This is a genomic window from Xanthobacter oligotrophicus (assembly GCF_008364685.1).
Classification (GTDB): Bacteria; Pseudomonadota; Alphaproteobacteria; order Rhizobiales; family Xanthobacteraceae; genus Xanthobacter; species Xanthobacter oligotrophicus.
Genome location: NZ_VTTL01000005.1, coordinates 60,844 through 85,960 on the forward strand (window position 1 = coordinate 60,844; position 25,117 = coordinate 85,960).

The 25,117-nt window shown below is 68.3% G+C and carries 25 protein-coding genes; 19 read left to right on the forward strand and 6 right to left on the reverse strand.

Annotated features, from left to right (window positions below):
• The first annotated feature begins 98 nt into the window (after positions 1-98).
• From FZ033_RS09225 to proB, 5 genes are all read left to right on the forward strand, one after another.
• The gene (locus FZ033_RS09225; RefSeq protein ID WP_232847399.1) at positions 99-1,103 is read left to right on the forward strand and encodes an amidohydrolase family protein; all 1,005 of its coding nucleotides are present in this window, start codon (positions 99-101) and stop codon (positions 1,101-1,103) included.
• Positions 1,104-1,152: 49 nt separating this feature from the next.
• Entirely contained in the window at positions 1,153-2,187 is a 1,035-nt protein-coding gene (gene obgE, locus FZ033_RS09230) for a GTPase ObgE (RefSeq protein WP_149575864.1), read from the forward strand.
• Positions 2,188-2,248: 61 nt separating this feature from the next.
• A complete protein-coding gene (locus tag FZ033_RS09235; RefSeq protein WP_149575865.1) occupies positions 2,249-2,524 on the forward strand; it encodes a type II toxin-antitoxin system VapB family antitoxin in 276 nt (91 codons plus the stop codon).
• Complete coding sequence (locus tag FZ033_RS09240) at positions 2,521-2,913, forward strand: type II toxin-antitoxin system VapC family toxin (RefSeq protein ID WP_149575866.1); 393 nt, start codon at positions 2,521-2,523, stop codon at positions 2,911-2,913. The genes FZ033_RS09235 and FZ033_RS09240 overlap by 4 nt, the downstream gene beginning before the upstream one ends.
• Before the next feature lie 26 nt (positions 2,914-2,939).
• Positions 2,940-4,115 (forward strand): glutamate 5-kinase, encoded by a 1,176-nt coding sequence (gene proB / locus FZ033_RS09245; protein ID WP_188079405.1) that lies wholly within the window; start codon positions 2,940-2,942, stop codon positions 4,113-4,115.
• 324 nt (positions 4,116-4,439) lie between these two features.
• Here proB and FZ033_RS09250 read toward each other — a convergent pair whose 3' ends face one another.
• A complete protein-coding gene (locus FZ033_RS09250; protein WP_149575868.1) occupies positions 4,440-4,961 on the reverse strand; it encodes a hypothetical protein in 522 nt (173 codons plus the stop codon).
• 342 nt (positions 4,962-5,303) lie between these two features.
• Between FZ033_RS09250 and FZ033_RS09255 the strand changes: the two genes are divergently transcribed.
• The 6 genes from FZ033_RS09255 (at position 5,304) to FZ033_RS09280 (ending at position 9,476) form a co-directional block, all read left to right on the forward strand.
• Entirely contained in the window at positions 5,304-6,545 is a 1,242-nt protein-coding gene (locus FZ033_RS09255) for a glutamate-5-semialdehyde dehydrogenase (protein ID WP_149576137.1), read from the forward strand.
• Positions 6,542-7,225: a nicotinate-nucleotide adenylyltransferase gene (locus FZ033_RS09260; RefSeq protein WP_232847400.1), complete on the forward strand. Its 684-nt coding sequence runs from the start codon at positions 6,542-6,544 to the stop codon at positions 7,223-7,225. The genes FZ033_RS09255 and FZ033_RS09260 overlap by 4 nt, the downstream gene beginning before the upstream one ends.
• A 109-nt stretch (positions 7,226-7,334) precedes the next feature.
• Positions 7,335-7,697, forward strand: a complete 363-nt coding sequence (gene rsfS, locus FZ033_RS09265; protein ID WP_041575393.1) for a ribosome silencing factor — start codon at positions 7,335-7,337, stop codon at positions 7,695-7,697.
• 30 nt (positions 7,698-7,727) lie between these two features.
• On the forward strand, positions 7,728-8,210 hold the full coding sequence (gene rlmH / locus FZ033_RS09270; RefSeq protein WP_149575869.1) for a 23S rRNA (pseudouridine(1915)-N(3))-methyltransferase RlmH: 483 nt from the start codon (positions 7,728-7,730) through the stop codon (positions 8,208-8,210).
• Positions 8,211-8,440: 230 nt separating this feature from the next.
• Positions 8,441-8,566 (forward strand): type B 50S ribosomal protein L36, encoded by a 126-nt coding sequence (gene ykgO, locus FZ033_RS09275; RefSeq protein WP_012114086.1) that lies wholly within the window; start codon positions 8,441-8,443, stop codon positions 8,564-8,566.
• 280 nt (positions 8,567-8,846) lie between these two features.
• On the forward strand, positions 8,847-9,476 hold the full coding sequence (locus FZ033_RS09280) for a tetratricopeptide repeat protein (protein ID WP_149575870.1): 630 nt from the start codon (positions 8,847-8,849) through the stop codon (positions 9,474-9,476).
• Positions 9,477-9,503: 27 nt separating this feature from the next.
• Here FZ033_RS09280 and FZ033_RS09285 read toward each other — a convergent pair whose 3' ends face one another.
• On the reverse strand, positions 9,504-10,052 hold the full coding sequence (locus FZ033_RS09285; protein WP_149575871.1) for a DUF1036 domain-containing protein: 549 nt from the start codon (positions 10,050-10,052) through the stop codon (positions 9,504-9,506).
• A gap of 146 nt (positions 10,053-10,198) precedes the next feature.
• Positions 10,199-11,062 carry a DMT family transporter gene (locus FZ033_RS09290; RefSeq protein ID WP_232847401.1) on the reverse strand — a complete coding sequence of 288 codons (864 nt, stop codon included), beginning with the start codon at positions 11,060-11,062 and terminating at the stop codon, positions 10,199-10,201.
• 432 nt (positions 11,063-11,494) lie between these two features.
• On the opposite strand from FZ033_RS09290, the gene FZ033_RS09295 reads away from it, so the two are divergent.
• Positions 11,495-11,788 carry a DUF2312 domain-containing protein gene (locus tag FZ033_RS09295; RefSeq protein WP_232847402.1) on the forward strand — a complete coding sequence of 98 codons (294 nt, stop codon included), beginning with the start codon at positions 11,495-11,497 and terminating at the stop codon, positions 11,786-11,788.
• 187 nt (positions 11,789-11,975) lie between these two features.
• Here the strand turns inward: FZ033_RS09295 and FZ033_RS09300 are convergent, their stop codons facing one another.
• The 3 genes from FZ033_RS09300 to FZ033_RS24660 form a co-directional block, all read right to left on the reverse strand.
• Complete coding sequence (locus FZ033_RS09300) at positions 11,976-13,484, reverse strand: DUF882 domain-containing protein (protein ID WP_232847403.1); 1,509 nt, start codon at positions 13,482-13,484, stop codon at positions 11,976-11,978.
• A 366-nt stretch (positions 13,485-13,850) separates the two neighbouring features.
• Positions 13,851-15,803, reverse strand: a complete 1,953-nt coding sequence (locus FZ033_RS09305; RefSeq protein WP_149575873.1) for a L,D-transpeptidase family protein — start codon at positions 15,801-15,803, stop codon at positions 13,851-13,853.
• A 152-nt stretch (positions 15,804-15,955) separates the two neighbouring features.
• On the reverse strand, positions 15,956-16,699 hold the full coding sequence (locus FZ033_RS24660) for a response regulator (protein WP_408068474.1): 744 nt from the start codon (positions 16,697-16,699) through the stop codon (positions 15,956-15,958).
• Between the two features lie 218 nt (positions 16,700-16,917).
• On the opposite strand from FZ033_RS24660, the gene FZ033_RS09315 reads away from it, so the two are divergent.
• From FZ033_RS09315 to FZ033_RS09345, 7 genes are all read left to right on the forward strand, one after another.
• Positions 16,918-18,825 carry a M3 family oligoendopeptidase gene (locus tag FZ033_RS09315; RefSeq protein ID WP_232847404.1) on the forward strand — a complete coding sequence of 636 codons (1,908 nt, stop codon included), beginning with the start codon at positions 16,918-16,920 and terminating at the stop codon, positions 18,823-18,825.
• 106 nt (positions 18,826-18,931) lie between these two features.
• Positions 18,932-20,329, forward strand: coding sequence for a murein hydrolase activator EnvC family protein (locus tag FZ033_RS09320; protein WP_149575874.1), 1,398 nt, complete (start codon positions 18,932-18,934; stop codon positions 20,327-20,329).
• Positions 20,326-21,687 carry a S41 family peptidase gene (locus FZ033_RS09325; protein ID WP_149575875.1) on the forward strand — a complete coding sequence of 454 codons (1,362 nt, stop codon included), beginning with the start codon at positions 20,326-20,328 and terminating at the stop codon, positions 21,685-21,687. Before FZ033_RS09320 ends, FZ033_RS09325 begins: the two co-directional genes overlap by 4 nt.
• A 282-nt stretch (positions 21,688-21,969) precedes the next feature.
• The gene (locus FZ033_RS09330) at positions 21,970-22,779 is read left to right on the forward strand and encodes a transporter substrate-binding domain-containing protein (RefSeq protein WP_232847405.1); all 810 of its coding nucleotides are present in this window, start codon (positions 21,970-21,972) and stop codon (positions 22,777-22,779) included.
• A gap of 202 nt (positions 22,780-22,981) precedes the next feature.
• Positions 22,982-23,656, forward strand: a complete 675-nt coding sequence (locus FZ033_RS09335; protein WP_149575876.1) for an amino acid ABC transporter permease — start codon at positions 22,982-22,984, stop codon at positions 23,654-23,656.
• Positions 23,653-24,312, forward strand: a complete 660-nt coding sequence (locus FZ033_RS09340) for an amino acid ABC transporter permease (RefSeq protein ID WP_149575877.1) — start codon at positions 23,653-23,655, stop codon at positions 24,310-24,312. The genes FZ033_RS09335 and FZ033_RS09340 overlap by 4 nt, the downstream gene beginning before the upstream one ends.
• On the forward strand, positions 24,290-25,015 hold the full coding sequence (locus FZ033_RS09345) for an amino acid ABC transporter ATP-binding protein (protein WP_149575878.1): 726 nt from the start codon (positions 24,290-24,292) through the stop codon (positions 25,013-25,015). Before FZ033_RS09340 ends, FZ033_RS09345 begins: the two co-directional genes overlap by 23 nt.
• Positions 25,016-25,117 lie beyond the last annotated feature (102 nt).

A 25,117-nucleotide genomic window follows, 5' to 3' on the forward strand; every position in this document is an offset into this window, starting at 1 on the left:
GGCGGAAGGCGGGTTCAGGGCGGCGGCGTGCATTTCCGTGGAACGGAGGGTTGAGGTGCAATAGCTTGGCCGTGGTTCATGTCCAATGGGAGGTGGGAGTGGTTGCTTCTGCAAAGGAACCCGGCGCGGGCGTGCCCGCCGCCGGTCCCATCCGCAAGATCGCTCTTGAAGAACATTTCACCACCCCCGACCTCGCCAGCCGCAACGTCGCCCGCCCGACCCGCAGCGATGCGCTGTTCGCTGACATCGAGCGGCGTCTGGTGGATTTCGACAGCCTGCGGCTGGAGGCCATGGACCAGGCGGGCATTTCGCTGTGCGTGCTGTCGGTCACCACACCCGGCGTGCAGGCCGAGAAGGACACGGCGACCGCCATCAGCCTTGCGCGCAAGGCCAATGACGCGCTCGCCGAGGAGGTCCGCCGTCAGCCCAAGCGCTATGCCGGCTTTGCCCACCTGCCCATGCAGGACCCCGTAGTCGCGGCGGACGAGTTGGAGCGGTGCGTGCGCCAGCTCGGCTTCAAGGGGGCTCTCATCAACGGGCAGACCAACGGCCAATATCTCGATGCCGACCGGTTTCTCCCGTTCTGGGAGCGGGTGGCCGACCTCGACGTGCCGGTCTACCTCCATCCCGGTGCATTGGCGGATGCGCCGGCCATGTTCGCCGGGCGGCCGGAGCTGGACGGGGCGGTGTGGGCATGGACCGCGGAAACGGCGAGCCACGCCTTGCGGCTCGTCTTCGGCGGCACCTTCAGCCGGTTTCCGACTTTGAAGGTCCTGCTCGGCCACATGGGGGAGACGTTGCCTTCTCTCCTGTGGCGGTTCGACAGCCGCTGGCAGTGCACCCTGGGGGAGACCTTGCCGCTGGAGCAACTGCCATCGGCCATCATCCGGCGCCACTTCGCCATCACCACGTCCGGCGTGTGTGATCCGACCGCGCTGGCCGCCGCCATCGCGGCCATGGGCGAGGATGCCGTGATGTTCTCGGTCGACTATCCCTATGAGGACACGTCCACCGCGGCCGCCTTCATCGAGGCGGCGCCGCTCGATCCAGCCGTGCGCGCCAAGGTGTGCCACGCCAACGCCGAGCGCATCCTGAAGCTGTGAGGGCGCGGCCGCCCTTGCGTTTGCGGCGCCTCCCGTCTACCTCCAAGCCATGAAATTCCTCGATCAGGCCAAGGTCTATGTGCGCTCCGGCGACGGGGGGGCGGGTTGCGTCTCCTTCCGGCGCGAGAAATTCATCGAGTTCGGCGGTCCCGATGGCGGCGACGGCGGACGCGGCGGCGACGTGTGGATCGAGTGCGTGGATGGCCTCAACACGCTCATCGACTATCGCTACCAGCAGCATTTCAAGGCCAAGAAGGGCGACCACGGCAAGGGCGCCAACCGCACCGGCGCCCGTGGCTCCGATGTGGTGCTGAGGGTGCCCGCCGGTACCCAGATCCTCGACGAACAGGAAGAGACCGTTCTCGCCGACCTCACCGAGGTGGGCCAGCGCATCAAGCTGCTGGAAGGCGGCAATGGCGGCTTCGGCAACGCCCAATTCAAGACCTCCACCAACCAGGCGCCGCGCCGCGCCAATCCCGGCCTCGAGGGCCAGGAGCGGTGGATCTGGCTGCGCCTGAAGCTGATCGCCGACGCCGGCCTGGTGGGCCTGCCCAATGCCGGCAAGTCCACTTTCCTGGCGGCCACCACGGCGGCCAAGCCCAAGATCGCCGACTATCCCTTCACCACGCTGCATCCCGGCCTCGGCGTGGTGCGGGTGGACGGGCGCGAGTTCGTGCTCGCCGACATTCCCGGCCTCATCGAGGGCGCACACGAGGGGGTCGGCATCGGCGACCGCTTCCTCGGCCATGTGGAGCGCTGCCGGGCGCTGCTGCACCTGGTGGACGGCACCTCCGAGCATGCCGGCAAGGCCTACAAGACCGTGCGGGCCGAGCTTGCCGCCTATGGCAACGGCCTCGACGAGAAGCCGGAGATCGTGGCGCTGTCCAAGGTGGATGCGCTTTCCCCCGAGCTGCTCAAGCAGCAGAAGGAGCGCCTGAAGCGCGCCGCCAAGAAGACGCCGCTGCTGCTCTCGGCCCAGTCGGGCCAGGGGGTGCAGGAGGCGTTGCGCCTGCTGCTCTCCGTGGTGGAGCAGGAGCGCGGCGCCGAGAAGGAAGAGGAGCCGCGGGACGCGTGGCGGCCGTGACGGGGCCGGGCTGACGCCGGTTCCCGTGTGTGCTAGCATTCCGAGATCGGGAGCTAGCACCATGCCGCGACAGCTGAACATCCGCAGCGACGAGGCCTTCGAAACCGCCAGGCGGCTTGCGGAACGCCATGGTTGGACCACCACGGAAGTGGTGGTGCGGGCCTTGCGCCGCATGGACGAGGCCGAAGGCCAGGCCCTGCGGCATGGGGATCTTTCGCCCCGGCAGAAGTCCTTGCACGATCGCCTGGCTGAGCTTGGCCGCAAGGCCCGCGAGGCGTCCCCTGAGGCCTCTTCCGAGCATGGCGACCTCTATGGCGAGGACGGCGCCCCCCGGTGATCGCCATCGATACATCGGTGCTCATTGCCACCTTCACCAACGAGCCGGATGCCGATCTCTACCGCCCCATCCTCGCGGGAGCGCCCTGCCTGATCGGCGCACCGACGCTCCTTGAGACCCACCTCGTCCTGCGGGGGCGCAGCTACCCCTACGCCTTGGAGGCGCTCGATCTCTGGCTGGAGGAAGGTGACGTCACGGTCATGCCCCACGACCTGCTCCAGTTGCGGTTGGCGCGGGAGGCCTTCGACCGTTTTGGCAAGGGGCGGCATCCGGCGGGCTTGAACTTCGGCGACTGCATGGCCTATGCCGTCGCCAAGGCGCATGACGTGCCGCTCCTCTTCAAGGGGGATGACTTTTCCCGCACCGACGTGCGCGTCCTGCCCGTCTGAGTGCCGCGACGGCGTCCAGAACTTCCATGGCATCGACAGATTCAACATCAGATTCGACGGCGCCCAATTCGGTGGTGCCGAAGACCCCTGTCTTCACCGACTTCCGCCGCATCGTCATCAAGGTGGGCTCCGCCCTGCTGGTGGATCGTGACCACGGGCGGGTGAAGCTCGCCTGGCTCACCTCGCTGGTGGAGGACATCGCCACCCTCCATGCGCGCGGCTGCGAGGTGATGGTGGTGTCCTCGGGCGCCATCGCCCTGGGGCGCACCGTGCTCGGCCTGCCCAAGGGGCCGCTGAAGCTGGAGGACAGCCAGGCCGCCGCCGCCGTGGGCCAGATCACCCTGTCGCGCACCTGGGCGCAGATTCTCGGGCACTATGGAATTACCGCTGGCCAGGTGCTGCTGACCCTCGGCGACACCGAGGAGCGCCGGCGCTATCTCAATGCCCGCTCCACCCTCGGCCGGCTGATGGACCTGAAGGCGGTGCCCATCATCAACGAGAACGACACGGTGGCCACCACCGAGATCCGCTACGGCGACAACGACCGCCTCGCCGCCCGGGTCGCCACCATGGCGAGCGCCGACCTGCTGGTGCTGCTCTCGGACATCGACGGGCTCTATACCGCCCCGCCGGCGCAGGACCCCAACGCCACCCTCATTCCGGTGGTGCCGCGCATCGGCGCCGAGATCGAGGCCATCGCCGGGGATGCGGGCTCGGAGCTGTCGCGCGGCGGCATGCGCACCAAGATCGAGGCCGGCAAGATCGCCACCTCCGCCGGCACCCACATGGTCATCGCCTCCGGCCATGTGAAGAACCCGCTGAAGCGCATCGTGGAAGGCGGGCGCTGCACCTGGTTCCTCACCTCCGCCAATCCCGTGCGCGCCCGCAAGAGCTGGATCGCCGGGGCGCTGGAGCCGCGCGGCACGCTGCATCTGGACGATGGCGCCGTGGCGGCCCTGCGCCGTGGCGCGAGCCTGCTGCCGGCCGGTGTGAAGCGGGTGGAAGGCCTGTTCGACCGCGGCGACGCGGTGGTGCTGCGCGGCCCCGATGGCGCCGAGGTGGGCCGCGGGCTGGTGGCCTACGATTCCACCCACGCGGCCCGCATCATGGGCCGCACCACCCCCGAGATCGAGGCCCTGCTGGGCGGCCAGGGCCGCTCGGAGATGATCCACCGCGACGACATGGCGTTGGGCGTGGAGTGAGGGGGCTTTCCAAAGGTCCCTCAAACTTGCCTTGCAAGCTCTCGCGGGAACATTCGAACGCAAGCTTATGATCTGATTCATGCTTTTTATCAGATGCTTAGGTTGCCATCTGATTCGGTCGATGCTACATATGTACATCGACGTCACATGGTTGGAATCGTGTGACGTCGATGCTCTTACCCCTTGTGGAAGGGGGCAGGTTAGGTGACCGCTATTAGGCGGCCTTCTTCAACAAGAGCAGCGGGAAATTAAAACCCGCCGCTGCTCGGATCTGTTGAAGGAACACGCTTACCTCCTTTCCATATGCGCCCGGACGAGGCGGGGTTACTCGAAGAGGGCGGGGTTAGAGGCCCCTCCGTCTTCAGGCTTCGAGCCCCCTTCCGCTGGAGCGGAAGGGGGCTCTTCCTTTTGGGGAGCCGAAACGAGGCTCCACACGATTCCATTGCGCTCAACTATTCCGTCATGCTTCAGCCGGGAAAGCTGAGGGCTGAGGCTTGTGCGTGGGTAGTCTACGCCCAAATGCTTGTTAACGACGGGAAGGATTTCCTGGGCGGTCATACCGCGGCCGGCGTCCGTAAGAGTCCGAACCACGGCCTCCTTGATCGTTCGCTCGGCAACTACCTTTTCGCGACTACCGCGAATCAGCCCCCCAAAAATCGTGCGCTCTACGTAAGTCTCTTTGGTGACGACATGGTCCTCAACGCCGGCGACCTTAGCTGCTAGTTCGATCTGGTCGCTTTCAACATTTAGAGCATGAAGCTCCGCATGCAGACGATCCTGTGCCTCCGCGATCTCCCGGCGGCGACGGATAAGGAAGTCGGAAAGAGTTTCACCAGCCTGAGCCATGAGTGAGACTATGCCCGACCAAGAAGTCTGGTGCAACCTTTATTCTCTAAATGTTCTTGGAGTCATGGTTAACGGACTCCCCGATCGTGACGGTCTATGGCCTTTCCGGTGTGGCCGAACGCCGAGATCGTCTGACCCTTTGCGCGGGCTGTCGCACCCAGTGTCGAGCGTGCTAGTGAAGAGTTCCTCCCTATATGTAGGGGGCCGAACCGCATTTCCCGTCAGCGAGACCCTGCCATGGCCACCGCCTCCGCCGCCCGCACCGATGTTTCCGCCGTCGCGGGCCGGTCCGTGCCGCCGGCGCAAGTCGGGACGGATACCGGGGTGGATCTTGCCGCCTACATGGCCGACATGGGCCGGCGCGCCCGCGCCGCCTCCCGCACCCTCGCCCTCACCGCACCCGAGGCGAAGACGCAGGCGCTCCATGCCGCCGCCGCGGCCATCCGCGCCGCCGCCGACGAGATTCTCGCCGCCAATGCCGGCGACGTGGCCAAGGCGAAGGCGGACGGCATGACCGGCTCGTTCCTCGACCGCCTCACCCTCACCCCCGCCCGCATCGCGGCCATGGCCGAGGGCGTGGAGCAGGTGGCGGCCCTGGCCGATCCCGTGGGCGAGGTGACCGAGAGCTGGACCCGCCCCAACGGCCTGAAGATCGAGCGCGTGCGCACGCCGCTGGGCGTCATCGGCGTCATCTATGAGAGCCGGCCCAACGTGACGGCGGACGCCGCAGCCCTGTGCCTGCGCGCCGGCAATGCCGTGATCCTGCGCGGCGGCTCCGACAGCCTCGCTTCGTCCGGCGCCATCCATCGCGCCTTCGTCTCCGGCCTCAAGTCCGCCGGCCTGCCGGAGGACGCGGTGCAGTTCGTCGCCGTGGCCGACCGGGCGGCGGTGGGGCTGATGCTGGCCGGGCTCGATAATAATATGGATGTCATCGTGCCGCGCGGCGGCAAGAGCCTGGTGGCGCGGGTGCAAAGCGATGCGCGGGTGCCGGTGTTCGCCCATCTCGACGGCATCAACCACGTCTATGTGGACAGGGCCGCCGACCTCGACATGGCCAAGACCGTGGTGCTGAACGCCAAGATGCGCCGCACCGGCGTCTGCGGCGCCGCCGAGACCCTGCTGGTGGACCAGGCGGTGGCCGCCACCCACCTGAAGCCGCTGGTTCAGATGCTCATCGACGCCGGCTGCGAGGTGCGCGGCGACGAGGCCGTGCAGGCGGTGGACGGCCGCGTCAAGCCCGCCGCGCCGCTGGACTGGGACACGGAATATCTCGACGCCATCATCGCCGCCAAGGTGGTGGACGGGCTCGCCGGTGCCGTCGCCCATATCGAGGCCCACGGCTCCCACCACACCGATTCCATCGTCACCGAGGATGAGGCGACGGCGGAGCGCTTCCTGGCGGAAGTGGATTCCGCCATCGTGCTCCACAACGCCTCCACCCAGTTCGCCGACGGCGGGGAATTCGGCTTCGGCGGGGAGATCGGCATCGCCACCGGGCGCATGCATGCCCGTGGCCCGGTGGGCGCCGAGCAGCTGACCTCGTTCAAATACCGCATCCACGGCTCGGGGCAGACCCGTCCGTGAGCTTCCCACCCGCCAGCGGGGGGACGCGGGACGGCGGCGCGGTGAGCCCCCGCGCCGCGCGCCACATGCCGTGGGTGACGGACGGCCTGCGCGTGGGCCTGTTCGGCGGCAGCTTCAACCCGGCCCACGAGGCCCATCGCGCGGCGAGCCTGCTCGCCTTGCGGCGGCTGAAGCTCGACCGGGTGTGGTGGCTGGTGACGCCGGGCAACCCCTTGAAGGACAACCGCGCGCTGCCGCCGCTGGAGCAGCGTGTCGCCATCGCGCGGCGGGTGGCGCGCCATCCGCGCATCGACGTGACCGGCTTCGAGGCCGATCTCGGCGTGCGCTACAGCTACCAGACAGTGGAATACCTGGCGCGGCGCCTGCCCACGGTGCGCTTCGTGTGGATCATGGGGGCGGACAATCTCGCTCGTTTCGATCGCTGGCAGCGCTGGCGGGCCATTGCCGATCTCATGCCCATGGCGGTGGTGGACCGCATGGGCGAAAGCCTTGCCGCCACCGCCTCCGTGGCGGCGCAGGCTCTGGGGCGCTACCGCATCGACGAGAGCGACGCCCCCCTTCTGGCGGACCTGAAACCGCCCGCCTGGGTGTTCCTCCACGGGCTGAAATCCCCCATGTCTTCAACGGGAATACGGGCCGCACGCGGGGGGCTCGACGGGCCGGCCCGCCAAACATCTTGAATTTTCGTTGATTTAGCCCCATTGTGTGGGGGTGCGACGGTTTGTGCCGTCGCCTCAATCAAGAGGATTTGGACCCCTGTCCACGACGGCACTTCTGGCGGCCGCTGAGATGACACCGCCCGCCACGGTCTCCCGGGCGCTTCCCGACGCCGAGGAGATTCTCGCCCTCGTCACTGCCCGGCTCGAAGACGACAAGTCCGAGGACATCGTCTCCATCGACCTGCGTGGCAAGACCTCCATCGCCGACTACATGGTGATCGCTTCCGGCCGCTCGCAGCGGCATGTGGGCGCTGTCGCCGAGCACCTCATCGAGGCGCTGAAGGCGGCTGGAATCAAGCACGTGCGGGTCGAGGGCCAGCCGGCCTGCGACTGGGTGCTCATCGACGCGAACGACGTGATCGTCCACGTCTTCCAGCCCGAGGTCCGCAGCTTCTACAACATCGAGAAGATGTGGTCCGGGACGCGCCCCTGATGCGCCCCGGGACGGCTTGCTGAGAGCCGCGTGCGCCTCGTTCTTGCCTGTGTCGGCCGGCTGAAGGCCGGGGCCGAGCGTGACCTCGTCACGCGCTATGTGGATCGCATCCGCCCCGCCGGCCGCCCCCTGGGCCTCGGCCCCTGCGACATGATCGAGATTCCGGAATCCGCCGCCCGCCGTGCCGAAGACCGCATGGCGGAGGAGGGCGCGGCCCTGATCGCGGCCCTGCCCGCGGGGGCGGGGCTGATCGTGCTCGACCCGCGCGGGCGCCAGCTCTCCAGCGAGGATTTCGCGACGCGCGTGGCGGCCCAGCGCGACGGCGGTCTCTCGGCTCTTGCCTTCGTCATCGGCGGTGCGGACGGGCTGTGCGACGCGGTGCGGGACAAGGCCGCGCTCATGGTTGCCTACGGCACCGCCACCTTTCCCCACCAACTGGTGCGGGTGATGCTGGCGGAGCAGATTTACCGCGCCGTCACCATTCTTTCTGGCCATCCCTACCACCGGGCGTAAAACCCACGGGCATGAGCTTGACTCATGGCCCGCAGTTGCAAGCCCGCGCGGCGTCTGAGCGCAATCTTCTCGGCATTGGTCAAAGACCACGGCCGTTCGTAGAGGCGCATTGCGGCGCGCCCGCATTGACATCGGCCACGCCGCCCCTTATCACGCCGGCTCGATCCAGCAACACGGTGTCGAAATGGGCCGCGCGGAAACGCGCAGCGGTCGGCCGGAAAGAGTTTGTCATGAAGATCCGCAATTCGCTGAAGTCGCTGCTCGGGCGCCACCGGGACAACCGTCTCGTCCGCCGCAAGGGCCGCGTCTACATCATCAACAAGACCCAGAAGCGCTACAAGGCGCGCCAGGGCTGAGCCGCGCGCGGGCTGTTCATCTTTTTGCCCGCGCCATCGCTCGTCCCGGCTGGATTTGGACTCTGGTTCCTGTTCCAGCCTCTGTCGTCCTGCCGTCTCTCCGCATCGTGACCATCCAGCCGGGCTTGCCGCCGGCGGGTGAGTTGACGCGATCCGCGCATGGGCGGACACTTCAAGGATGACCGAGGACACGCCGCCCATTCCCGCCCCTTTCATCCGCTCTTCCCGCAGATGGAAGAGGCGCGTCCGGCCGGTCGCGCTTCTTTTCTGTTTTCCCCTCATGATCACGCTGTCCACCGGTGCCGGAGCCCAGTCCGTGCTGCCGGGAGAGCGGGTTCCCGTGCCGCTGCCGGGCGTGCCGACCGGGCCGTCCGCCGCTCTTCCGCTGGGAGAGGCCGCGCCCGCTCGTCCGCGCCTTCCCAAGGACAAGCGGACCCAGCTCGAAGGGCTGTTCGCCGCGCTGAAGGTGGCGCCGGACGACCGCAGCTCCAAGATGATCGCGGACCGGCTCGACCAGCTGTTCTCCGATTCCAGCAGCCCGAGCGTCGATCTGCTGATGGCGCGCGCAGGCGCCGCCGCCGAGGCCAAGGCGTTCGACCTGGCACTCCAGATCCTTGACCAGGTCATCGAGATCGAACCCGATTACGTGGGCGCCCTCAGCAAGCGCGCCACCATCCTCTACCTGCGGGACGACTATGGCGGCGCCCTCGCCGACATTCGCGAGGTGCTGGCCCGCGAGCCGCGCCACTACGCCATGCTCTACGGCCTCGCCCTCATCATGCGCGAGCTGGGCGACGACAAGCGCGCGCTGGAGGCGGTGCGCAAGGCCCGCGCCGTCAATCCGCGCCTGGACGGCACCGAGGAGATGGAGAGCCAGCTGTCGCTGAAGGTGGAAGGCCGCGGCATCTGATACGGACCGTTCCGGTCGGCGCTGTTCTTACCGAGGCTTTGGCGGCGGGGGTGGCGGAGGCGGCACGTTCCCCTGCGCCGGCTTGGTCTGGCCCGATTCGGTCAGCTGCACGGTCCAGGCCTTCTGCTCCTGCGTGTCCACCTCGAAGAAGCCGGTGCGGTCGAAGCCGCGGGCGAGGCAGTCGTCGGCGGCCTTGATGGTGAATTCCTTTTCCCGCGTGCACATGTAGGCCTTGCCGGCCCATTCCCCGCCCTGGTCGTAATCCACGGCGTAGAGGTAATAGAAGCGGGCCGACAACTCGCCGCGCAGCAATGTCTCGCAACTGTTGGCCGAGACGTTCCACCAGCCTTCCGTGGTCCAGATATCGCCGTCCTTGTAGCCGAGGGCGATGCCGATCCGGCTCTGGGTGCGGTTGCACAGGCGGAACTCGGCAGCGGCGGCATCGGGGAAGAGCGATACGGCCGGTGCTGCCGCGCACAGCACGAGCAGGACCCGGCACAGGCCGCGCGACATCGCGCGCTGGAAGCGCCGGCTCAGGGGAGCGAAACGGGTCATGCCGTCGGACGGGAAGGACATGTCGCGATGGTGTGTGCCTCTAAGGCGCCGGCCCGTCAATGCCCGCGCGAGGATGGGCGGTCTGGCGGATGGTCTTGCGCCGTTGCCGCTCCTTCTGCCGCCGGATCGGGGCGCGAGCGAGGCAGCTCCCGTGTCGGTTTCTCGGCCTACCGTGGCCGGGCCACCACCAGCCCGCCGAGGATGAGCAGCCCGCCCACGGCCTGAAGGGCCCCAATGGGCTCATGGAGGAGAAGGGCGCCCAGCACCGCCGCCGACACCACCTCTAGGAAGAGCACCAGCGCGCCGAAGCCCGGCGGCACCAGGGCGAGCCCCACCGCCATCAGCCCCTGTCCGCCGACCTGGGCGACGAGGGCGAGCGCCACCAGCGCTGCCACCCCGCCGGCGCTCGACGGCCAGAGGGTCGGCTCGGCGAGGAGAGCCACCCCGAACAGGATCACCGTCGTCGCCGCCGTGGACACCAGCGTCGCCGCCGCCGCGCTCCGCGTTTGTCTGGCGCGGCTCAGGGCCAGGAAATAGCCGGCGAAAAACAGGGCGGTGACCAGTCCGGCGGCATCGCCCGGCAGGTGCGCAGGATCGAACTGCCAGCTGCGGCCCACCAGCGCCAGCGCCCCGAGCACGCACAGGCCGAGCCCGGTCCAGCCGGCGCGGGAGACGTTCTGGCGCAGCACCAGAACGGCGAAGGCGGTGATCCACACCGGGGAGGTGGTGGCGAGCACTGTGGCATTTGCAACCGTGGTGCCGAGAATGGCGAGGTGCCAGAAGATGAGGTCGCCGGCAAAGAAGCCCCCGGCGAGGAGGGAAGCGCGATCGGGCCGGAAGGCCTGGCGCCCCTCCGCCAGCGCGGCCCAGGCGGCGAGCACGGGCAAAGCGAGGCCCACCCGCCAGAAGGCGCTGGCGAATGGGCCCACATCCGCCTGCCGCACGAACAGGACGGAGGCGCCCATGGCGAGCGCGCCGAGGGTCAGGGTCGCGATGCCGAAGGCGAGGCGCGGGAAGGGCTGGGCTGTCACGAAGCAGATCGGGTTTTGGGGGACATCAGGCGCGCCTGAGCCGGCGGTCGCGGCCGGATGGGGTATCGCGCCAATCCCGGCCGCCCGCAATATGGTCGCCTCGCGGGGGCGAGCGCCGGACTCACGCGACGGCGTGGCGGATCTTGGAGTGTCGCGGCGCCTGTTGGGAGGGGCGGTGGTGCGTCCCGCAGTTCGGCTCGGCTTGCGGTGCGCGGGTCGCAGCCCCCGCATGGGTAGCGCAGGGCGGGGGCATGGGACGGCATTTCGGATCAAGATACCATATGCTGCCGCCGAGCCCTGATGCAGCGTGGATAGCGGGGACGCATCCTTGACGTGGGGCCTCGCGGCGGCCTCTATCTTCGTCCCGTTCTGGAGCCGTACCGGCTCCGGACCCGTATTTCGCGCGTTTCGCCGGTCGGCTTGGCCTGGGGAATGCGCTTTCGACCCAAGGAGACCGGCCAGGTGGCTGAAGACGTATCAGATGGCCCCGCGGGCTTTGCCAAGGAACAGCTCAAGTCCTTCATCGAGCGCATCGAGCGGCTCGAGGAGGAGAAGAAGGCCATTGCCGACGATATCAAGGATGTGTTCGCCGAGGCCAAGGCCAACGGCTTCGACGTGAAGGCGCTGCGCGCCATCCTCAAGATCCGCAAGGAAGACGCGGAGGAGCGCAAGGAGCTGGAGGCGATCGTGGAGCTTTATCTCCAGGCGCTCGGCATCTTCGTCTAGGGCGTTTTCGAGCGAAGTGGACACCGGTTCGCGTAAAGAAAACGCGTCAACACAAGACTCTAGAGCGATTGCCGTGAGCCGGGGCGAGCGGAAAACGCTCTAGGCAGGTTATGGGCGGCGGGGTTCGCCCCGCCGCGTCAGGCGGCCATCTCAGGCGGAAGGTGCAAGGCGCATGCGCCTTCGCCCCTCACATGCGCTGGGTGTAGGCGATGGCCGGGGCGCGGAACACATAGGTGGGCAGGTCCGCCACCGCCGTGCCGGAAAAGCGCGATTTCAGGCCGAACGAGCCATCCCGCGAGAAGGCGGACGCCACCACTTCGTGCGGCGGCGCCATGAAGGTGGCGAGCTGCCGCAGTTCTGGCGTGCGCAGATACAATTCCGTGGACAGGCTCGGCGACAGGAACAGCCGGCCGAACGTGACCTCGGCAACCCGGGCGCGCTGCTTTCCGGCGGGAGCCGGCGCATGCGCCACGGTCGGGGCGGCGGCGTTGGGCATCATGCCGCCCGAGAGGGTGCTGCGCTGCTCGCTCAAGGGTCCGGGCGAGGCATAGCCCAGGGCCGGACCTTCTTCGCTTGCTACGCCACGGGTAATGACGGTGGGGAGCGGCACCGAGGCGGCGTTGGAGCCCGGTGCGGTCAGGCTTGCCACCCGGTTGTCGCGGCCACCGGCCTCGGCCGGGCGGCGCTGGGGCAGCGGCGCGAACAGGCTGGCATTGGCGGCCACCAGCGCCCCTGTGGCGATCTCGGCCGGGCGGGACGGGGGCACGGGCGCGGTCGCCACCTGGACGATGGCCGGCGCGGCCTTGCTCCCGGCGCGGGCGGGCGTGGCGTCCTCGGCGGCGGTATCGGCCGCGGCGACCGTGGTGGTCTCGCCGCCCTCGTCGTCGTCCGCATCCTTCTTGCCGAACAGGCCGGAGAAGAACTTCTTCACGCCCTTGCCGCCATCGGCCGAGGCCACGGCAACGCCGGCCTTGGAACCGCGCGCCTGGATTTCGGCGAGGGCCGCGGCATAGCCGGAGAGCGGTCGCCCGTCGGTGCCCACATGCACGGTCTTGCCATCGGGGAAGACGCGGGCGAGCTGGTCATGGGTCATGCGCGGCCAGTGGCGCACATTGCCCGTGTCCATGTGGACGAAGGGCGAGCCGGAGGTGGGATAAAAGCCCACGCCGCCGCGCTGGAGGCGAAGGCCGGCCACCCGCAGGTCGGTGAGGTTCACGCCGGGAATGTAGAAATCCATGGCCCGGCCCAGCATGTGCTGGGAGAATTTCGCCACGCCGCTGGAGCGCGCGCGCAGCATGGAATTGGTCTCGGGCGAGCGGTAGGAGGAAACGATCTGGATCGGCGCGGTGGCGTCGGTCTCGCGATAGACCTCCCACACGATGTCGAACAGGGCCGGGTCCATCTGCGTGGACTTCTGGTTGCGCCAGTCCCGCAGGAAATGATTGAGCTGGGCCAATACCTCGGCGTCGTAGCGGCCGTTCTTCTTGAAGGTGAAGCTGCCGCTCTCGCCGGAATGGGTGTGGTGCAGGGTGATGGTGCGGGTATCGCCGTTGGCCACCGCGTTCTGCAGCGAGGAGGTGCCGGCAATCAGAAGGCTCGTCCCGATGGCGACGGCCCGGAGCGCGGGCAGCCCCTTGAGGCGCAAGGCTTTTGCGCGCAGGGATCGGACGGCGGTGATCGCGGAACGTATGGCCAATGTCTCGAACCCGAGGCTCAGATGTCAAGGACGCCGCGACTGTTGCCGCGACGCTATGGGATGAGAGTCTTGTCGGGTTCGGTTAAGGGTGAGTTGACACCCCGCGCCCCCATGCGACCGAACCGCAGGTTTCCCTGAAGCATCGGTCACGGGTCCGTGAATTATCGGCGGAGTGTGGCAAAAACGTGCCGCCCCCAGTGCCGGGCTGTGGCTTTGCCGCACCAGGCAACCTGTGACATGCGATATTCACAGGCCGGATGGCGCGGCAGACTGACGCGTGTGTGATTCAGTTCTGATCTTCAAGTCATTGAAAAACAAAGGGACGGCCGTTGGGCCGTCCCTATCGTAGCGGTATGGTGTGAGGGGTCAGCGCGTCTTGGGCGCGGTGCCCCGGGTGGAGGTGCCGTCGGCGATTCGCTGCTTGCCGTTGAGGCCGAGCAGGGCTTTGGTCTCGGCATTGATGCCGTAGAGGTCCTCGCGCACCGCAAGGCGGCCGGCATCGTCCACCACCACGTTGAAATAGACGATGTGCACCGGGAAGCGCTGCTTCAGGTTCACGTAGCGCTCGGAGCTGCCGAACATCTTGCCGATGCGCGCCTGCGTCCAGTGATCATTGGGCAGGCCGAGGTTGAAGATCACCTCGCCGAACTTGAGCGGCTCGTAGACCCGCACGCAGCCGTGGCTGTAGGCGCGCCGGTCGTTCTGGAACAGCGCCTTGGACGGGGTGTCGTGCAGGTAGACCGAATGGTCGTTGGGGAACATGAACTTGATGCGCCCCAGCGCGTTGCGCTCGCTGGGCACCTGCCGGAACGAATAACCGCCGGAGCCGTTGCGCACCACCTCGATGCCGCGCCGCGCCAGCGCCGAGGGGTCGGACCGCAACAGCGGCATCATCTCGTTGCGGGCGATGGACGGCGGGATGTTCCACGCCGGGTTCACCACGATGTACTGCATCTCGCGGCTCAACAGGGGCGTCGGCGTCTCCGGCTTGCCCACCACCACCCGCGTCTCGTGGATCTCGTGGCCGCTCTGGTAGATGCGGACCAGAAACTCCGGAATGTTCACCATCACATAGGATTCACCCAGGTCACGCGGCAGCCAGCGCCAGCGCTCCATGTTGGCGATCACGTCCGACTTCAGGCTGCCACCGCCCGGGGTGGCGCCGGCGTTGAGGGCGGCGATGGTGGAGGGGCCGACGATGCCGGTGGGCTTGATCTTGGAGGCCTCCTGGAAGGCCTTCACCGCATCCACCAGCGCCGGGTCGTAGGCGTTGTCGTCCGCCGCCCTGCCGGTGATGCCGAGGCGGGTGCGCAGGGTGGGAATGCGCGGGTCGCTGGCACCGGGGCGGATCTGCGCGCCGGGCGGAACGGCGACGACGCCGGGGGTCTGGCCGGTGACCCGGGCGAGCTGCGCCTTCAGCGCGCGATAGCCGGCATGGGTCGGGTTGAAGGCGGCCAGCGCCGCATTGGCATCAGGGGCATAGGCCACCTTGGCCAGCACCGCCGTGGGATCGGGAATCTCGCGCACCGGCGTCACCAGCGCCGAGATGCGGCCGGGATCGAAGCGGCCGGCCTGGGCATGCCGGGCATAGGTGAGGGCCGCGACGGCAAGCTTCAGCTCGGTGCGGGCGAGATCTGCGGCGGTGGCGCCGGGCTTCGGCAGGGGCACAGCATAATCGGTGGGCTCGAGGCCATCCTCGCCGGCGGCCTCGAAGCGGGCGATCGCCGCCTTGCCACGGGCGTCGACGCCCTTCAGGCCCACGAACACCGGCATGTTCTGCCGTGCGCCGTAGAAGGCGACGAGGGCTTCCTGCTCCTTCTTCGAGGCGGTGACGCTCTCGGGCGTGGCCAGCAGCGCCGCGATGGCCTCGGCCACCGGGGCGAGGGGATCTTCAACCGCGACGGTCACCGGCGGGGCCGCAGGCGCGGGGGTCGCGGCCGGCGCGGGCGCGGCGACGGTCGCAGCCGGCTGGGCTGGGGTGGCGGCCGGCGCCGACTGCGCCTGCGCCTGCGCCGGCTGGGGAAGCGGATGGGGCGTATCGCCGGCCGAATCCACGCCGCCGCGCACCCGAGCGGGCGATATCGCGGGGGAGACAGGCGCCGGCGCGGCCGTGGCAGCGCGCGGGGCGGGAGCTGTCAAGGGCGGCAGCGGCGTGGTGAGGGGCACGTCGCCCGTTCCCATGCCGGCATTGCCGGTGATGGGTGCGGCGGCGGGCGGATCGGGCTGTTCCGCAAAGGCGGGGATGGACGCGGCAAGCGACGCGCCGACGAGCCCCGCGGCCATCAGCCGGGCGAGCGTTCCCGCCAGCCCCGTGACCACGCGCCCTTCGTCCTGACGCCGATACCCGTTAGCCCCGTACCCACTGGCCCCAAACATGGCCTTCTCCTCGCCACAGCCCCGCCCGTTGGTGCCGTGCTCCGGCGTTCCGATCAACTCACAAGCTTGAGCGGGCCAAGGTTTTCACTGCCTTGTCACTCAGCGGCAACAAACCGCGCTGCGGATGGTTCCACATCGCGGTTGCTGCCTACCGCATCGGACTCCAGTTCGGCGAGCTTGCGGTAGAGGGTGGAGCGGCCGATGCCGAGGCGGCGGGCCACCTCCGCCATGCGCCCGCCGTAGAGATGGCAGGCGAAGCGGATGGCCTCGGCCTCGATCTGCTCCAGCCGCCGGGCATGGCCGGCCGCCTCGAGGCGGGCATAGGCCAGGCTGTCGGTGTGCAGCGTCGGGGGCAGGGGGGCGTCCGCAGTGGTGTCGCGGACCGTGGCACGCGTGAACGTGGCCGCCACGGGTGGGAAGGCCACCACATTGTCCGTCTCTGCGCGCGCGGGCCGGGTCGCCGGCGGCGCGGCGCGGCCGAGGGCGACGGCATTGGCGAGGGCCACCTGAAGGCGCAGCACGCCTGCCGGCTTCACCACGAAATCCCGCGCGCCGGAGCGGATGGCGCCCGAGGCCGCATCGAGCCCGGCCGCCGTCACCTGCACCACCACCGGAACCGTAAGTCCGCGCGCCGCCATGGCGTCGAGCACGCCCATGCCGTCGAGGCCGGGCACCACCAGATCCAGCAGCACCACGTCGAAGGCGCGGACGGCCAGCTGGTCCAGCGCCGCGTCGCCATCCTCGGCCAGGGTCACCTCGTAGCCGAGGCCGGCCAGGGCCGACGAGAGGCGGCGCGCCTCGACAGGGTCGTCTTCGACCAGAAGCAGGGGCAGGGTCATTCAGGAATCGCTTGCGGCAGGACGGAAGAGAGAATCACCGGGAGCTTGGCGGGGGATGGTTAAGAACCCCTGAGCACCTCCGGCCCCGCTGCCCCGGCCTTGCATTCGCGCCGCTGTGGCGGGGCCGGCTTGCGGCGCCGGCCCAATGCGGCGATTTTGTCCCCGACGACCGGCGCCCGCGGTGCGAGCCGCGCGCGTCGCCACGGTCCGGAGGTCCCATGTTGCACCCATTCTTCCGTTCGCCCGCTTTGCGCGCGTCCGCCCATCCCGTTCTTTCGGCCGACTTCGAGAGCGCGTTTGCCGCCGCCCGTCACGCCGCGCCCGCCACCGCCGCAGCGGTGCAGACCGCCGAGCGCCTGCCCGAATGGAACCTGACCGACCTCTACCCGGCCATGGATTCGCCCGAGCTGAAGGCGGATCTGGGCAAGGTCGATGTCGCCTGCAAGGCGTTCGAAACCGCCTTCAAGGGCAAGCTTGCCGCCCTGCTCGCCCTCCCCGACGGCGGCGCGGCGCTGGGTGCGGCGGTGAAAAGCTATGAGGAGGTGGACGACCTGCTCGGCCGCATCGCCTCCTACGGCAGCCTCATCTATGCCGGCGACACCTCCGACCCGGCCCGCGCCAAGTTCTACGGCGATATCCAGGAGCGGCTCACCGACGCCTCCACGCACCTGCTGTTCTTCACGTTGGAGATGAATCGGCTCGACGACGCGGCCCTCGAGGCCGCCATGGCGGATCCCGCGCTCGGCTATTACCGCCCCTGGGTGGAGGACCTGCGCAAGGACAAGCCCTACCAGCTCGACGACAAGATCGAGCAGCTGTTCCACGAGAAGTCGAACCCCTCCCGCGGCGCCTGGAGCCGGCTGTTCGACGAGACCATCTCGTCCCTGCGCTTCACCGTGGACGGGCAGGACCTCGCCATCGAGCCCACCCTCAACCTCATGCAGGACCCGAGGGAAGAGGTGCGCAAGTCCGCCGGGCTGGCGCTGGCCGACACCTTCGGCAAGAACCTGCGGCTGTTCACCCTCATCACCAACACCCTGGCCAAGGACAAGGAAATCTCCGACCGCTGGCGCGGCTTCGAGGACGTCGCCTCCTCCCGCCATCTCGCCAACCGGGTGGAGAAGGAGGTGGTGGACGCCATGGTGGAGGCGATCCGCGTCTCCTTCCCGCGCCTGTCCCATCGCTACTACGCGCTGAAGGCCCGCTGGTTCGGCAAGGACCGGCTGGAGTTCTGGGACCGCAACGCGCCTTTGCCCAAGGTGGAGACCCGCGACATCGGCTGGGGCGAGGCCAAGGACACGGTGCTGTCGGCCTACGGCGCCTTCTCGCCGAAGATGGCGGACATCGCCCGCACCTTCTTCGAGAAGTCCTGGATCGATGCCCCCGTGCGCCCCGGCAAGTCGCCCGGCGCCTTCGCCCACCCCACCGTGCCCTCCGCGCACCCCTATGTGCTGCTCAACTACCAGGGCAAGCCGCGGGACGTGATGACGCTGGCCCATGAGCTGGGCCACGGCGTGCACCAGGTGCTGGCCGCCCGGCAGGGCGCGCTGATGGCGCCCACCCCGCTGACCCTGGCCGAGACCGCCTCGGTGTTCGGCGAGATGCTCACCTTCCGCCGGCTGCTGGATGGCGCCGAGACCCCTCGGGCCCGCAAGATCATGCTGGCCCAGAAGGTGGAGGACATGATCAACACGGTGGTGCGCCAGACCGCCTTCTACACCTTCGAGCGCGACGTCCACACCGAGCGCCGTAATGGTGAGCTGACCGCCGAGAAGATCGGCGAGATCTGGATGAACGTGCAGGGCGAGAGCCTCGGCCCGGCCATCCACCTCGGCGCGGGCTATGAGACGTTCTGGACCTACATTCCCCACTTCATCCACTCGCCGTTCTATGTCTACGCCTACGCCTTCGGCGACTGCCTCGTGAACTCGCTCTACGCGGTCTACGAGAATGCGGCGGACGGCTTTGCCGACCGGTATCTGGAGATGCTTTCGGCGGGCGGCACCAAGCACCACGCGGAGCTGCTCGCCCCGTTCGGCCTCGATGCCCGCGACCCGGCCTTCTGGCAGACCGGCCTCTCCCTCATCGACCGCATGATCTCCGAGCTGGAGAGCATGGAGGGCTGACCGCGGCGGGCGGCTTTGCATCCGGCGGGGGAAACCCCGTCGGATGTGCCGGCCGGAACGCCAAGGTTAACGTCTCCTAAACCCTGTTTCCCCAAGGATCGGGGCCATGACCGCAAGGGCCGCCCTGCTCCTGTCGCTCGCGCTCGCCGGCCTGCTGCCGGCGGCGATGCCGGCGCTTGGGCAGCCGGGCGGCGCCCCCGCCGTGGTGCCGCTGCCGCCCCCCGTGCCAGCGCGCTCCGGCCTTGATACCGATGCGCTGAAATCCGACCTGCGCGGCACCGAGGAGGCGCAGAAGCGCCTGCGCGCGGAGCTGGAGGCGGCCAAGGGGGATCGCGGCCGGCTCAACCAGATGCTGGTGGAGACCGCCACCCGTACCCGCTCCGTCGAGCAGCAGCTCATCGACGTGGAGGGGCGGATCGGCATGCTCGACGGCTCCGCCACGGACCTCAACGCCTCCCTCGCCAAGCGACGCGGCGTGCTGGCCCAGGTGCTGGCGGCGCTGATGCGCATGGGCCGGGAACCGCCGCCCGCGCTCCTGATGCGCCCGGACGATGCGCTGGACGCGGTGCGCTCGGCCATCCTCCTGGGCGCGCTGCTGCCGGAACTCAGGGTGGAGGCGGAGACCCTCGCCGCCGACCTGTCGGAGCTGTCCCGGGTGCGCGGCGAGCTGGCCGCCGCCCGCGACAGCCTCACCCGCCTCAAGGCCGAGCTGGACGACGACAGGAAGCGCCTGTCGGCCCTGGTGAGCGAACGTCAGCGCCGTCAGGCGGAGGAGCAGCCGGTTCCGCAGACCGACAGGAGCCAGGCCGAAACGGTAGCCAAGTCTACCGGCGACGTGCACGATCTCGTGACGCGGCTGGAGACGGAAGTGGGTCCGTCCGCCCGCGCCGCCGACGCGGCGAAAGCCGTGACCCGCCCCATCGAACCGGGCAAGCCGGACCTCACCGCCCTACGCAATCCCGCACGGATTACCCCCGCCATCGCCTTCAGCCAGGCTAAGGGCTTGCTGCCATTGCCGGTTGCCGGCGTGACGGTGAAGACGTTCGGCGCCCCCGACAGCGTGGGCGGGGCCGAAAAGGGCATGACCATCGCCACCCGTGCCGGCGCCCCCGTCAGCGCGCCGGCGGATGGCTGGGTGGTCTATGCCGGGCCGTTCCGCAGCTACGGACAACTCTTGATCATCAACGCGGGCGGCGGCTACCATATCCTGATGGCAGGCATGGAGCGGATCACCGTGGACCTTGGCCAGTTCGTCCTGGCGGGCGAGCCGGTGGGGGTGATGGGTGGCCTGTCGCGGACCGCGGGACCGGCGGCGCGCGGCGCGGCGGTACCGGCCTCAAGTCAGGCCCCGAGCGTTGTTCCGGCTGCCGGATTACGTTTTGGCAATGAGGCTGGCGCAGCCTTGGGACAGCCCCAATTGTATGTCGAGTTCCGAAAAGACGGGATCTCGATAGATCCTACCCCGTGGTGGGCCGCAACGGACAGTCAGAAGGTACGTGGATGATGCGTCGGACGTCTCTATTTCTTTTCGGCGTGGCGGCTGGCGCCCTTGTGGCCGTTGCAGCGGTTCAGCCGCGGGTGCTGGCCCCCTTCTTCCTGGGCACCGCCGCCGAGGCGGCGTCCTCGGACACCTACAAGCAGCTCAACCTGTTCGGCGATGTCTTCGAGCGGGTGCGCTCGGACTATGTCGAAAAGCCCGACGACGCCAAGCTGATCGAGGCCGCCATCAACGGCATGCTTCAGTCGCTTGACCCGCACTCCTCCTACATGGACGCGAAGAACCACCGCGACATGCAGGTGCAGACCCGCGGCGAATTCGGTGGCCTCGGCATCGAGGTCATCATGGAAGACGGCCTGGTGAAGGTCGTGACTCCCATGGAGGACACCCCGGCGAGCAAGGCCGGCATCCTCTCCGGCGACCTCATCGCCAAGCTCGACAACGACCAGGTCCAGGGCCTGACCCTGAACGAGGCCGTGGACAAGATGCGCGGCCCGGTGAACACGCCGATCACGCTGACCATCCTGCGCAAGGGCATGGAGAAGCCCCTCGAGATCAAGCTGGTGCGCGACACCATCAAGATCCAGACGGTGCGCTCGCGGGTCGAATCGGACGATATCGCCTATATCCGCCTCAACTCGTTCACCAACGAGCAGACCTACGAGGGCCTGAAGAAGGCCATCGACGATCTGACCGCCAAGATCGGCCCGGACAAGATCAAGGGCTACATCCTCGACCTGCGCAACAATCCCGGCGGCCTGCTGGACCAGGCGGTGGCGGTGTCCGACGCGTTCCTGGAGCGCGGCGAGATCGTGTCCACCCGCGGCCGCAACGCCGAGGAAACGCAGCGCTTCAATGCCCGCGGCGGCGACCTCACCAAGGGTCGCCCGGTGATCGTGATGGTCAACGGCGGCTCGGCCTCGGCCTCCGAGATCGTGGCCGGCGCCCTGCAGGACCACAAGCGCGCCACCGTCCTCGGCTCGCGCTCGTTCGGCAAGGCCTCGGTGCAGACCATCATCCCGCTCGGCCAGCAGGGCGCGCTGCGCCTGACCACGGCGCGCTACTACACGCCGTCGGGCCGCTCCATCCAGGCCAAGGGCATCGAGCCGGACATCGTCCTGGTCCAGGACCTGCCGGACGAGATGAAGCAGAAGCTCGGCGCCACCGTCGACACCACCCGCGGCGAAGCCTCGCTGAAGGGTCACCTGAAGAACGGCGACGACGAGCAGACCGGCTCGCCCTCCTACGTTCCGCCGGACCCGAAGGACGACAGCCAGCTGAAGCTCGCCGTCGAGCTGATGAAGGGCACCGTCAAGAACGCCGCCTTCCCGGCGAGCCCCAACAAGGCTTCCCAGGCGAACTGAGGCAGGCGAACTGAAGTTCGCCCTTCAGGGATCTGCCCGGAATATGGGCGCCTAAAGGTTGTGCAAATGCCCCGTCCGAGACATCGGGCGGGGCATTTCGTTTTGCCCCGGGCGGCTCCGTTGCGTCTCAACCTGCGGCCCCGGCGCCGTTGCCCCTTGTGACCACCGCGTGACAGCACGCATCCCGTGCGGCAGGCCCGTCGCCGGATCCCCTTGGCATAGGCCTTGCTCAGTCTCCGGTCGAAAGGCGCTGTGGCGCCGTGTCAGGGAGGCAGGCGCGACATGCGCTCAGATCGCAGGACTTTCCTTCGGACGGCGTTCGTCGCCGGTGCGCTGCTCGGCGCGCTGGCGCCGGTGGCGCTCTCGACGGCCGCGCGGGCGGATACCCTCGACGACATCATGAAGGCTGGCGTGATCCGCATCGCCGTGCCGCAGGATTTCCCGCCCTTCGGGTCGGTGGGCGTCGATCTCAAGCCGCTGGGTTATGACATCGACGTGGCCAACCTCATCGCCGCCAAGCTCGGCGTGAAGGCGGAGCTGGTGCCGGTGACCAGCGCCAACCGCATCCCCTATCTCCAGACCAAGAAGGTGGACCTCGTCATCTCCAGCCTCGGCAAGAATCCCGAGCGCGAGAAGGTGATGGATTTCTCCGTGGCCTATGCCCCGTTCTTCAACGGCATCTTCGGCCCCGCCGACGTGAAGGTGGAGAAGGTGGAGGACATCGCCGGCATGACGGTGGGCGTCACTCGCGGCTCGGTGGAGGACCTGGAGCTGACCAAGGTCGCCCCGCCCACCGCCGACATCAAGCGCTACGAGGACAACAATTCCACCATCTCGGCCTTCCTCTCCGGCCAGGTGAAGGTGGTGGCCACGGGCAATGTGGTGGCGGCGGCCATCCTCGCCCGCAACCCGCCGAAGAAGCCGCAGGTGAAGGTGCTGATCAAGAATTCTCCCTGCTACGTGGGCCTCAACAAGGACGAGCCCAAGCTGCTGGAGAAGGTCAACGCCATCATCACCGCCGCCAAGGCGGACGGCTCGCTGGAGAAGATCTCCCAGAAATGGCTCGGTGCGTCGCTTCCGGCGGATCTGTGAGGGGCTGAGTCGTAGCGCGCGCCGCCTTCGACCGGCGCGCGGCAGCCCGCTCCGCTTTCGCTGCGGTGGGTCATGAGGACGGGGCCGCCCCCTCCTCGACCCTCTCCCCAAGCGGGAGAGGGAGCCGGGCTTCGGGCGCCGGCCCCGGTTCCGGAGTGCGGGTTCCGCAGTGTTGAGTGCCGCCATTGGGGGAAGGGCACAGATGGCCTACAGCTTCGATTTCTCCTCCCTGGCGGACTATGTGCCAGTGATCGTGAAGGGCGTCGGCGTCACGTTGGAGCTGATCGCCGTGGGCGGCGTGCTGGGGGTCACCCTCGGCATCGCCTGCGCCTGGGCCAAGACCCAGGGGCCGCGCTGGCTGCGGCCGCTGGTGGAGGCCTATGTGGAGCTGATCCGCAACACGCCGTTCCTGATCCAGCTCTTCTTCATCTTCTTCGGCCTGCCGGCCATCGGGGTCGGGCTCACCGAGATGCAGGCCGCCATCCTCGCCATGGTGATCAATCTCGGCGCCTATGCCTGCGAGATCATCCGCGCCGGCCTCGAGGCGACCCCCAAGGGCCAGTTCGAGGCGGGGGCCTCGCTGGCCATGAGCCGGTTGCAGACCTTCCGCCACGTGGTGCTGGTGCCGGCGCTGCAGAAGATCTGGCCGGCTCTGTCCTCGCAGATCGTCATCGTCATGTTCGGCTCGGCGGTGTGCTCGCAGATCTCGGTGGAGGAGCTGACCTTCGCCGCCAACTTCATCCAGTCCCGCACCTTCCGGGCGTTCGAGGCCTACATCGTCGCGACCGTCCTCTACCTCGCCCTCGCCGTGCTGGTGCGGCAGGTCATGCGGGGCATCGGCGCCCTGGTCTTCCCCCGCAGGAGTGTCGCGCGATGACGGCGTTTTCCACCTGGGACATCGTCTCCAACCTGCTCCTGGCCGCCCGCTGGACCGTGCTGCTCTCGCTGCTTGCCTTCGTCGGCGGCGGCGTGGTGGGGCTGGTGGTGCTCTATGCCCGAATCGCCCGCAGGGCGTGGCTGCGGCGCGCCGCCGGCCTCTATATCGAGCTGTTCCAGGGCACGCCGCTCCTGATGCAGCTGTTCCTGATCTTCTTCGGCCTGCCGCTCATGGGCCTCGACGTGTCGCCCTGGGCGGCGGCGTTCGTCTCCCTCACCCTGTGGAGTTCGGCCTTCCTCGCCGAGATCTGGCGCGGGTGCGTCGAATCGATTCCCAAGGGGCAGTGGGAGGCCTCCTCGTCGCTCGCCATGAGCTTCGTGGAGCAACTGCGCTACGTGATCCTGCCCCAGTCCATGCGCATCGCAGTGCCGCCCACGGTGGGCTTCTCGGTGCAGGTGGTGAAGGGCACGGCGCTGACCTCCATCATCGGCTTCGTGGAGCTGTCCAAGGCCGCCACCATCATCACCAACGCCACGTTCGAACCGTTCACGGTCTACGGCTTCGCGGCGCTGATCTATTTCGCCCTGTGCTGGCCCCTGTCGAAGTCGAGCCAGATCCTGGAGAGGAAGCTGAATGTCGCTCATCACAATCACTGAGGTGCGCAAGAGCTTCGGCCAGAACGAGGTGCTTAAGGGCATCAACCTCGACATCGAGCCGGGCGAGGTCATCGCCATCATCGGCAAGTCGGGCTCGGGCAAGTCCACCCTGCTGCGCTGCGTCAACGGGCTGGAGACCATCGACCAGGGCTCCATCGTGGTGGCCGGCGCCCAGCTGGCGCCGGACGAACTGCACCTGCGCGCGCTCAGGCTCAAGGTCGGCATGATCTTCCAGGGCTTCAACCTGTTCCCCCACCTCACGGCGGGGCGCAACGTGATGCTCTCGCCCATGGTGGTGAAGAAGGTTTCGGCCAAGGAGGCGGAGGCGGAGGCCCGGGTGCGGCTGGAACAGGTGGGCCTCGGCCACAAGTTCGATGCCTACCCCGACCAGCTCTCCGGCGGCCAGCAGCAGCGCGTCGCCATCGCCCGGGCGCTGGCCATGAAGCCGCTGGCCCTACTATGTGATGAGATCACCTCCGCCCTCGACCCGGAACTGGTCAACGAGGTGCTCGCCGTGGTGAAGGCCCTCGCCGAGGAGGGCATGACGCTCCTCATGGTGACTCACGAAATGCGCTTCGCCCGCGAAGTGTGCGACCGCGTGGTGTTCATGCACCAGGGGCGGGTGCATGAGATCGGCCCGCCGGAAGAAGTGTTCACGCACCCTCAGACGCCCGAGCTCAAGCAGTTTCTCGGTGTGGCGTAAGGCGCCGGGTGGCGGCGCGGGTGGTATCCGGGCATCGCGGTGCGGCAATGCGGCCTAGGCGCCATCGTTCGGTCATGTTGCCGCCCACTTCTGCCTGTGTTA

What these genes read in the sequence shown, in the direction of transcription:
- FZ033_RS09250 (WP_149575868.1), bottom strand. Translation starts at nt 4,961, where the DNA reads ATGGCTCAGGCTGGTGAAACTCTTTCCGACTTCCTTATCCGTCGCCGC.
- FZ033_RS09325 (WP_149575875.1), top strand. Translation starts at nt 20,326, where the DNA reads ATGATGCGTCGGACGTCTCTATTTCTTTTCGGCGTGGCGGCTGGCGCC.
- obgE (WP_149575864.1), top strand. Translation starts at nt 1,153, where the DNA reads ATGAAATTCCTCGATCAGGCCAAGGTCTATGTGCGCTCCGGCGACGGG.
- FZ033_RS09255 (WP_149576137.1), top strand. Translation starts at nt 5,304, where the DNA reads ATGGCCGACATGGGCCGGCGCGCCCGCGCCGCCTCCCGCACCCTCGCC.
- FZ033_RS09340 (WP_149575877.1), top strand. Translation starts at nt 23,653, where the DNA reads ATGACGGCGTTTTCCACCTGGGACATCGTCTCCAACCTGCTCCTGGCC.
- FZ033_RS09285 (WP_149575871.1), bottom strand. Translation starts at nt 10,052, where the DNA reads ATGTCCTTCCCGTCCGACGGCATGACCCGTTTCGCTCCCCTGAGCCGG.
- FZ033_RS09335 (WP_149575876.1), top strand. Translation starts at nt 22,982, where the DNA reads ATGGCCTACAGCTTCGATTTCTCCTCCCTGGCGGACTATGTGCCAGTG.
- ykgO (WP_012114086.1), top strand. Translation starts at nt 8,441, where the DNA reads ATGAAGATCCGCAATTCGCTGAAGTCGCTGCTCGGGCGCCACCGGGAC.
- FZ033_RS09330 (WP_232847405.1), top strand. Translation starts at nt 21,970, where the DNA reads ATGCGCTCAGATCGCAGGACTTTCCTTCGGACGGCGTTCGTCGCCGGT.
- proB (WP_188079405.1), top strand. Translation starts at nt 2,940, where the DNA reads ATGGCATCGACAGATTCAACATCAGATTCGACGGCGCCCAATTCGGTG.
- FZ033_RS09280 (WP_149575870.1), top strand. Translation starts at nt 8,847, where the DNA reads ATGATCACGCTGTCCACCGGTGCCGGAGCCCAGTCCGTGCTGCCGGGA.
- FZ033_RS09315 (WP_232847404.1), top strand. Translation starts at nt 16,918, where the DNA reads ATGTTGCACCCATTCTTCCGTTCGCCCGCTTTGCGCGCGTCCGCCCAT.
- FZ033_RS24660 (WP_408068474.1), bottom strand. Translation starts at nt 16,699, where the DNA reads ATGACCCTGCCCCTGCTTCTGGTCGAAGACGACCCTGTCGAGGCGCGC.
- rsfS (WP_041575393.1), top strand. Translation starts at nt 7,335, where the DNA reads ATGACACCGCCCGCCACGGTCTCCCGGGCGCTTCCCGACGCCGAGGAG.
- FZ033_RS09345 (WP_149575878.1), top strand. Translation starts at nt 24,290, where the DNA reads ATGTCGCTCATCACAATCACTGAGGTGCGCAAGAGCTTCGGCCAGAAC.
- FZ033_RS09235 (WP_149575865.1), top strand. Translation starts at nt 2,249, where the DNA reads ATGCCGCGACAGCTGAACATCCGCAGCGACGAGGCCTTCGAAACCGCC.
- FZ033_RS09295 (WP_232847402.1), top strand. Translation starts at nt 11,495, where the DNA reads ATGCGCTTTCGACCCAAGGAGACCGGCCAGGTGGCTGAAGACGTATCA.
- FZ033_RS09320 (WP_149575874.1), top strand. Translation starts at nt 18,932, where the DNA reads ATGACCGCAAGGGCCGCCCTGCTCCTGTCGCTCGCGCTCGCCGGCCTG.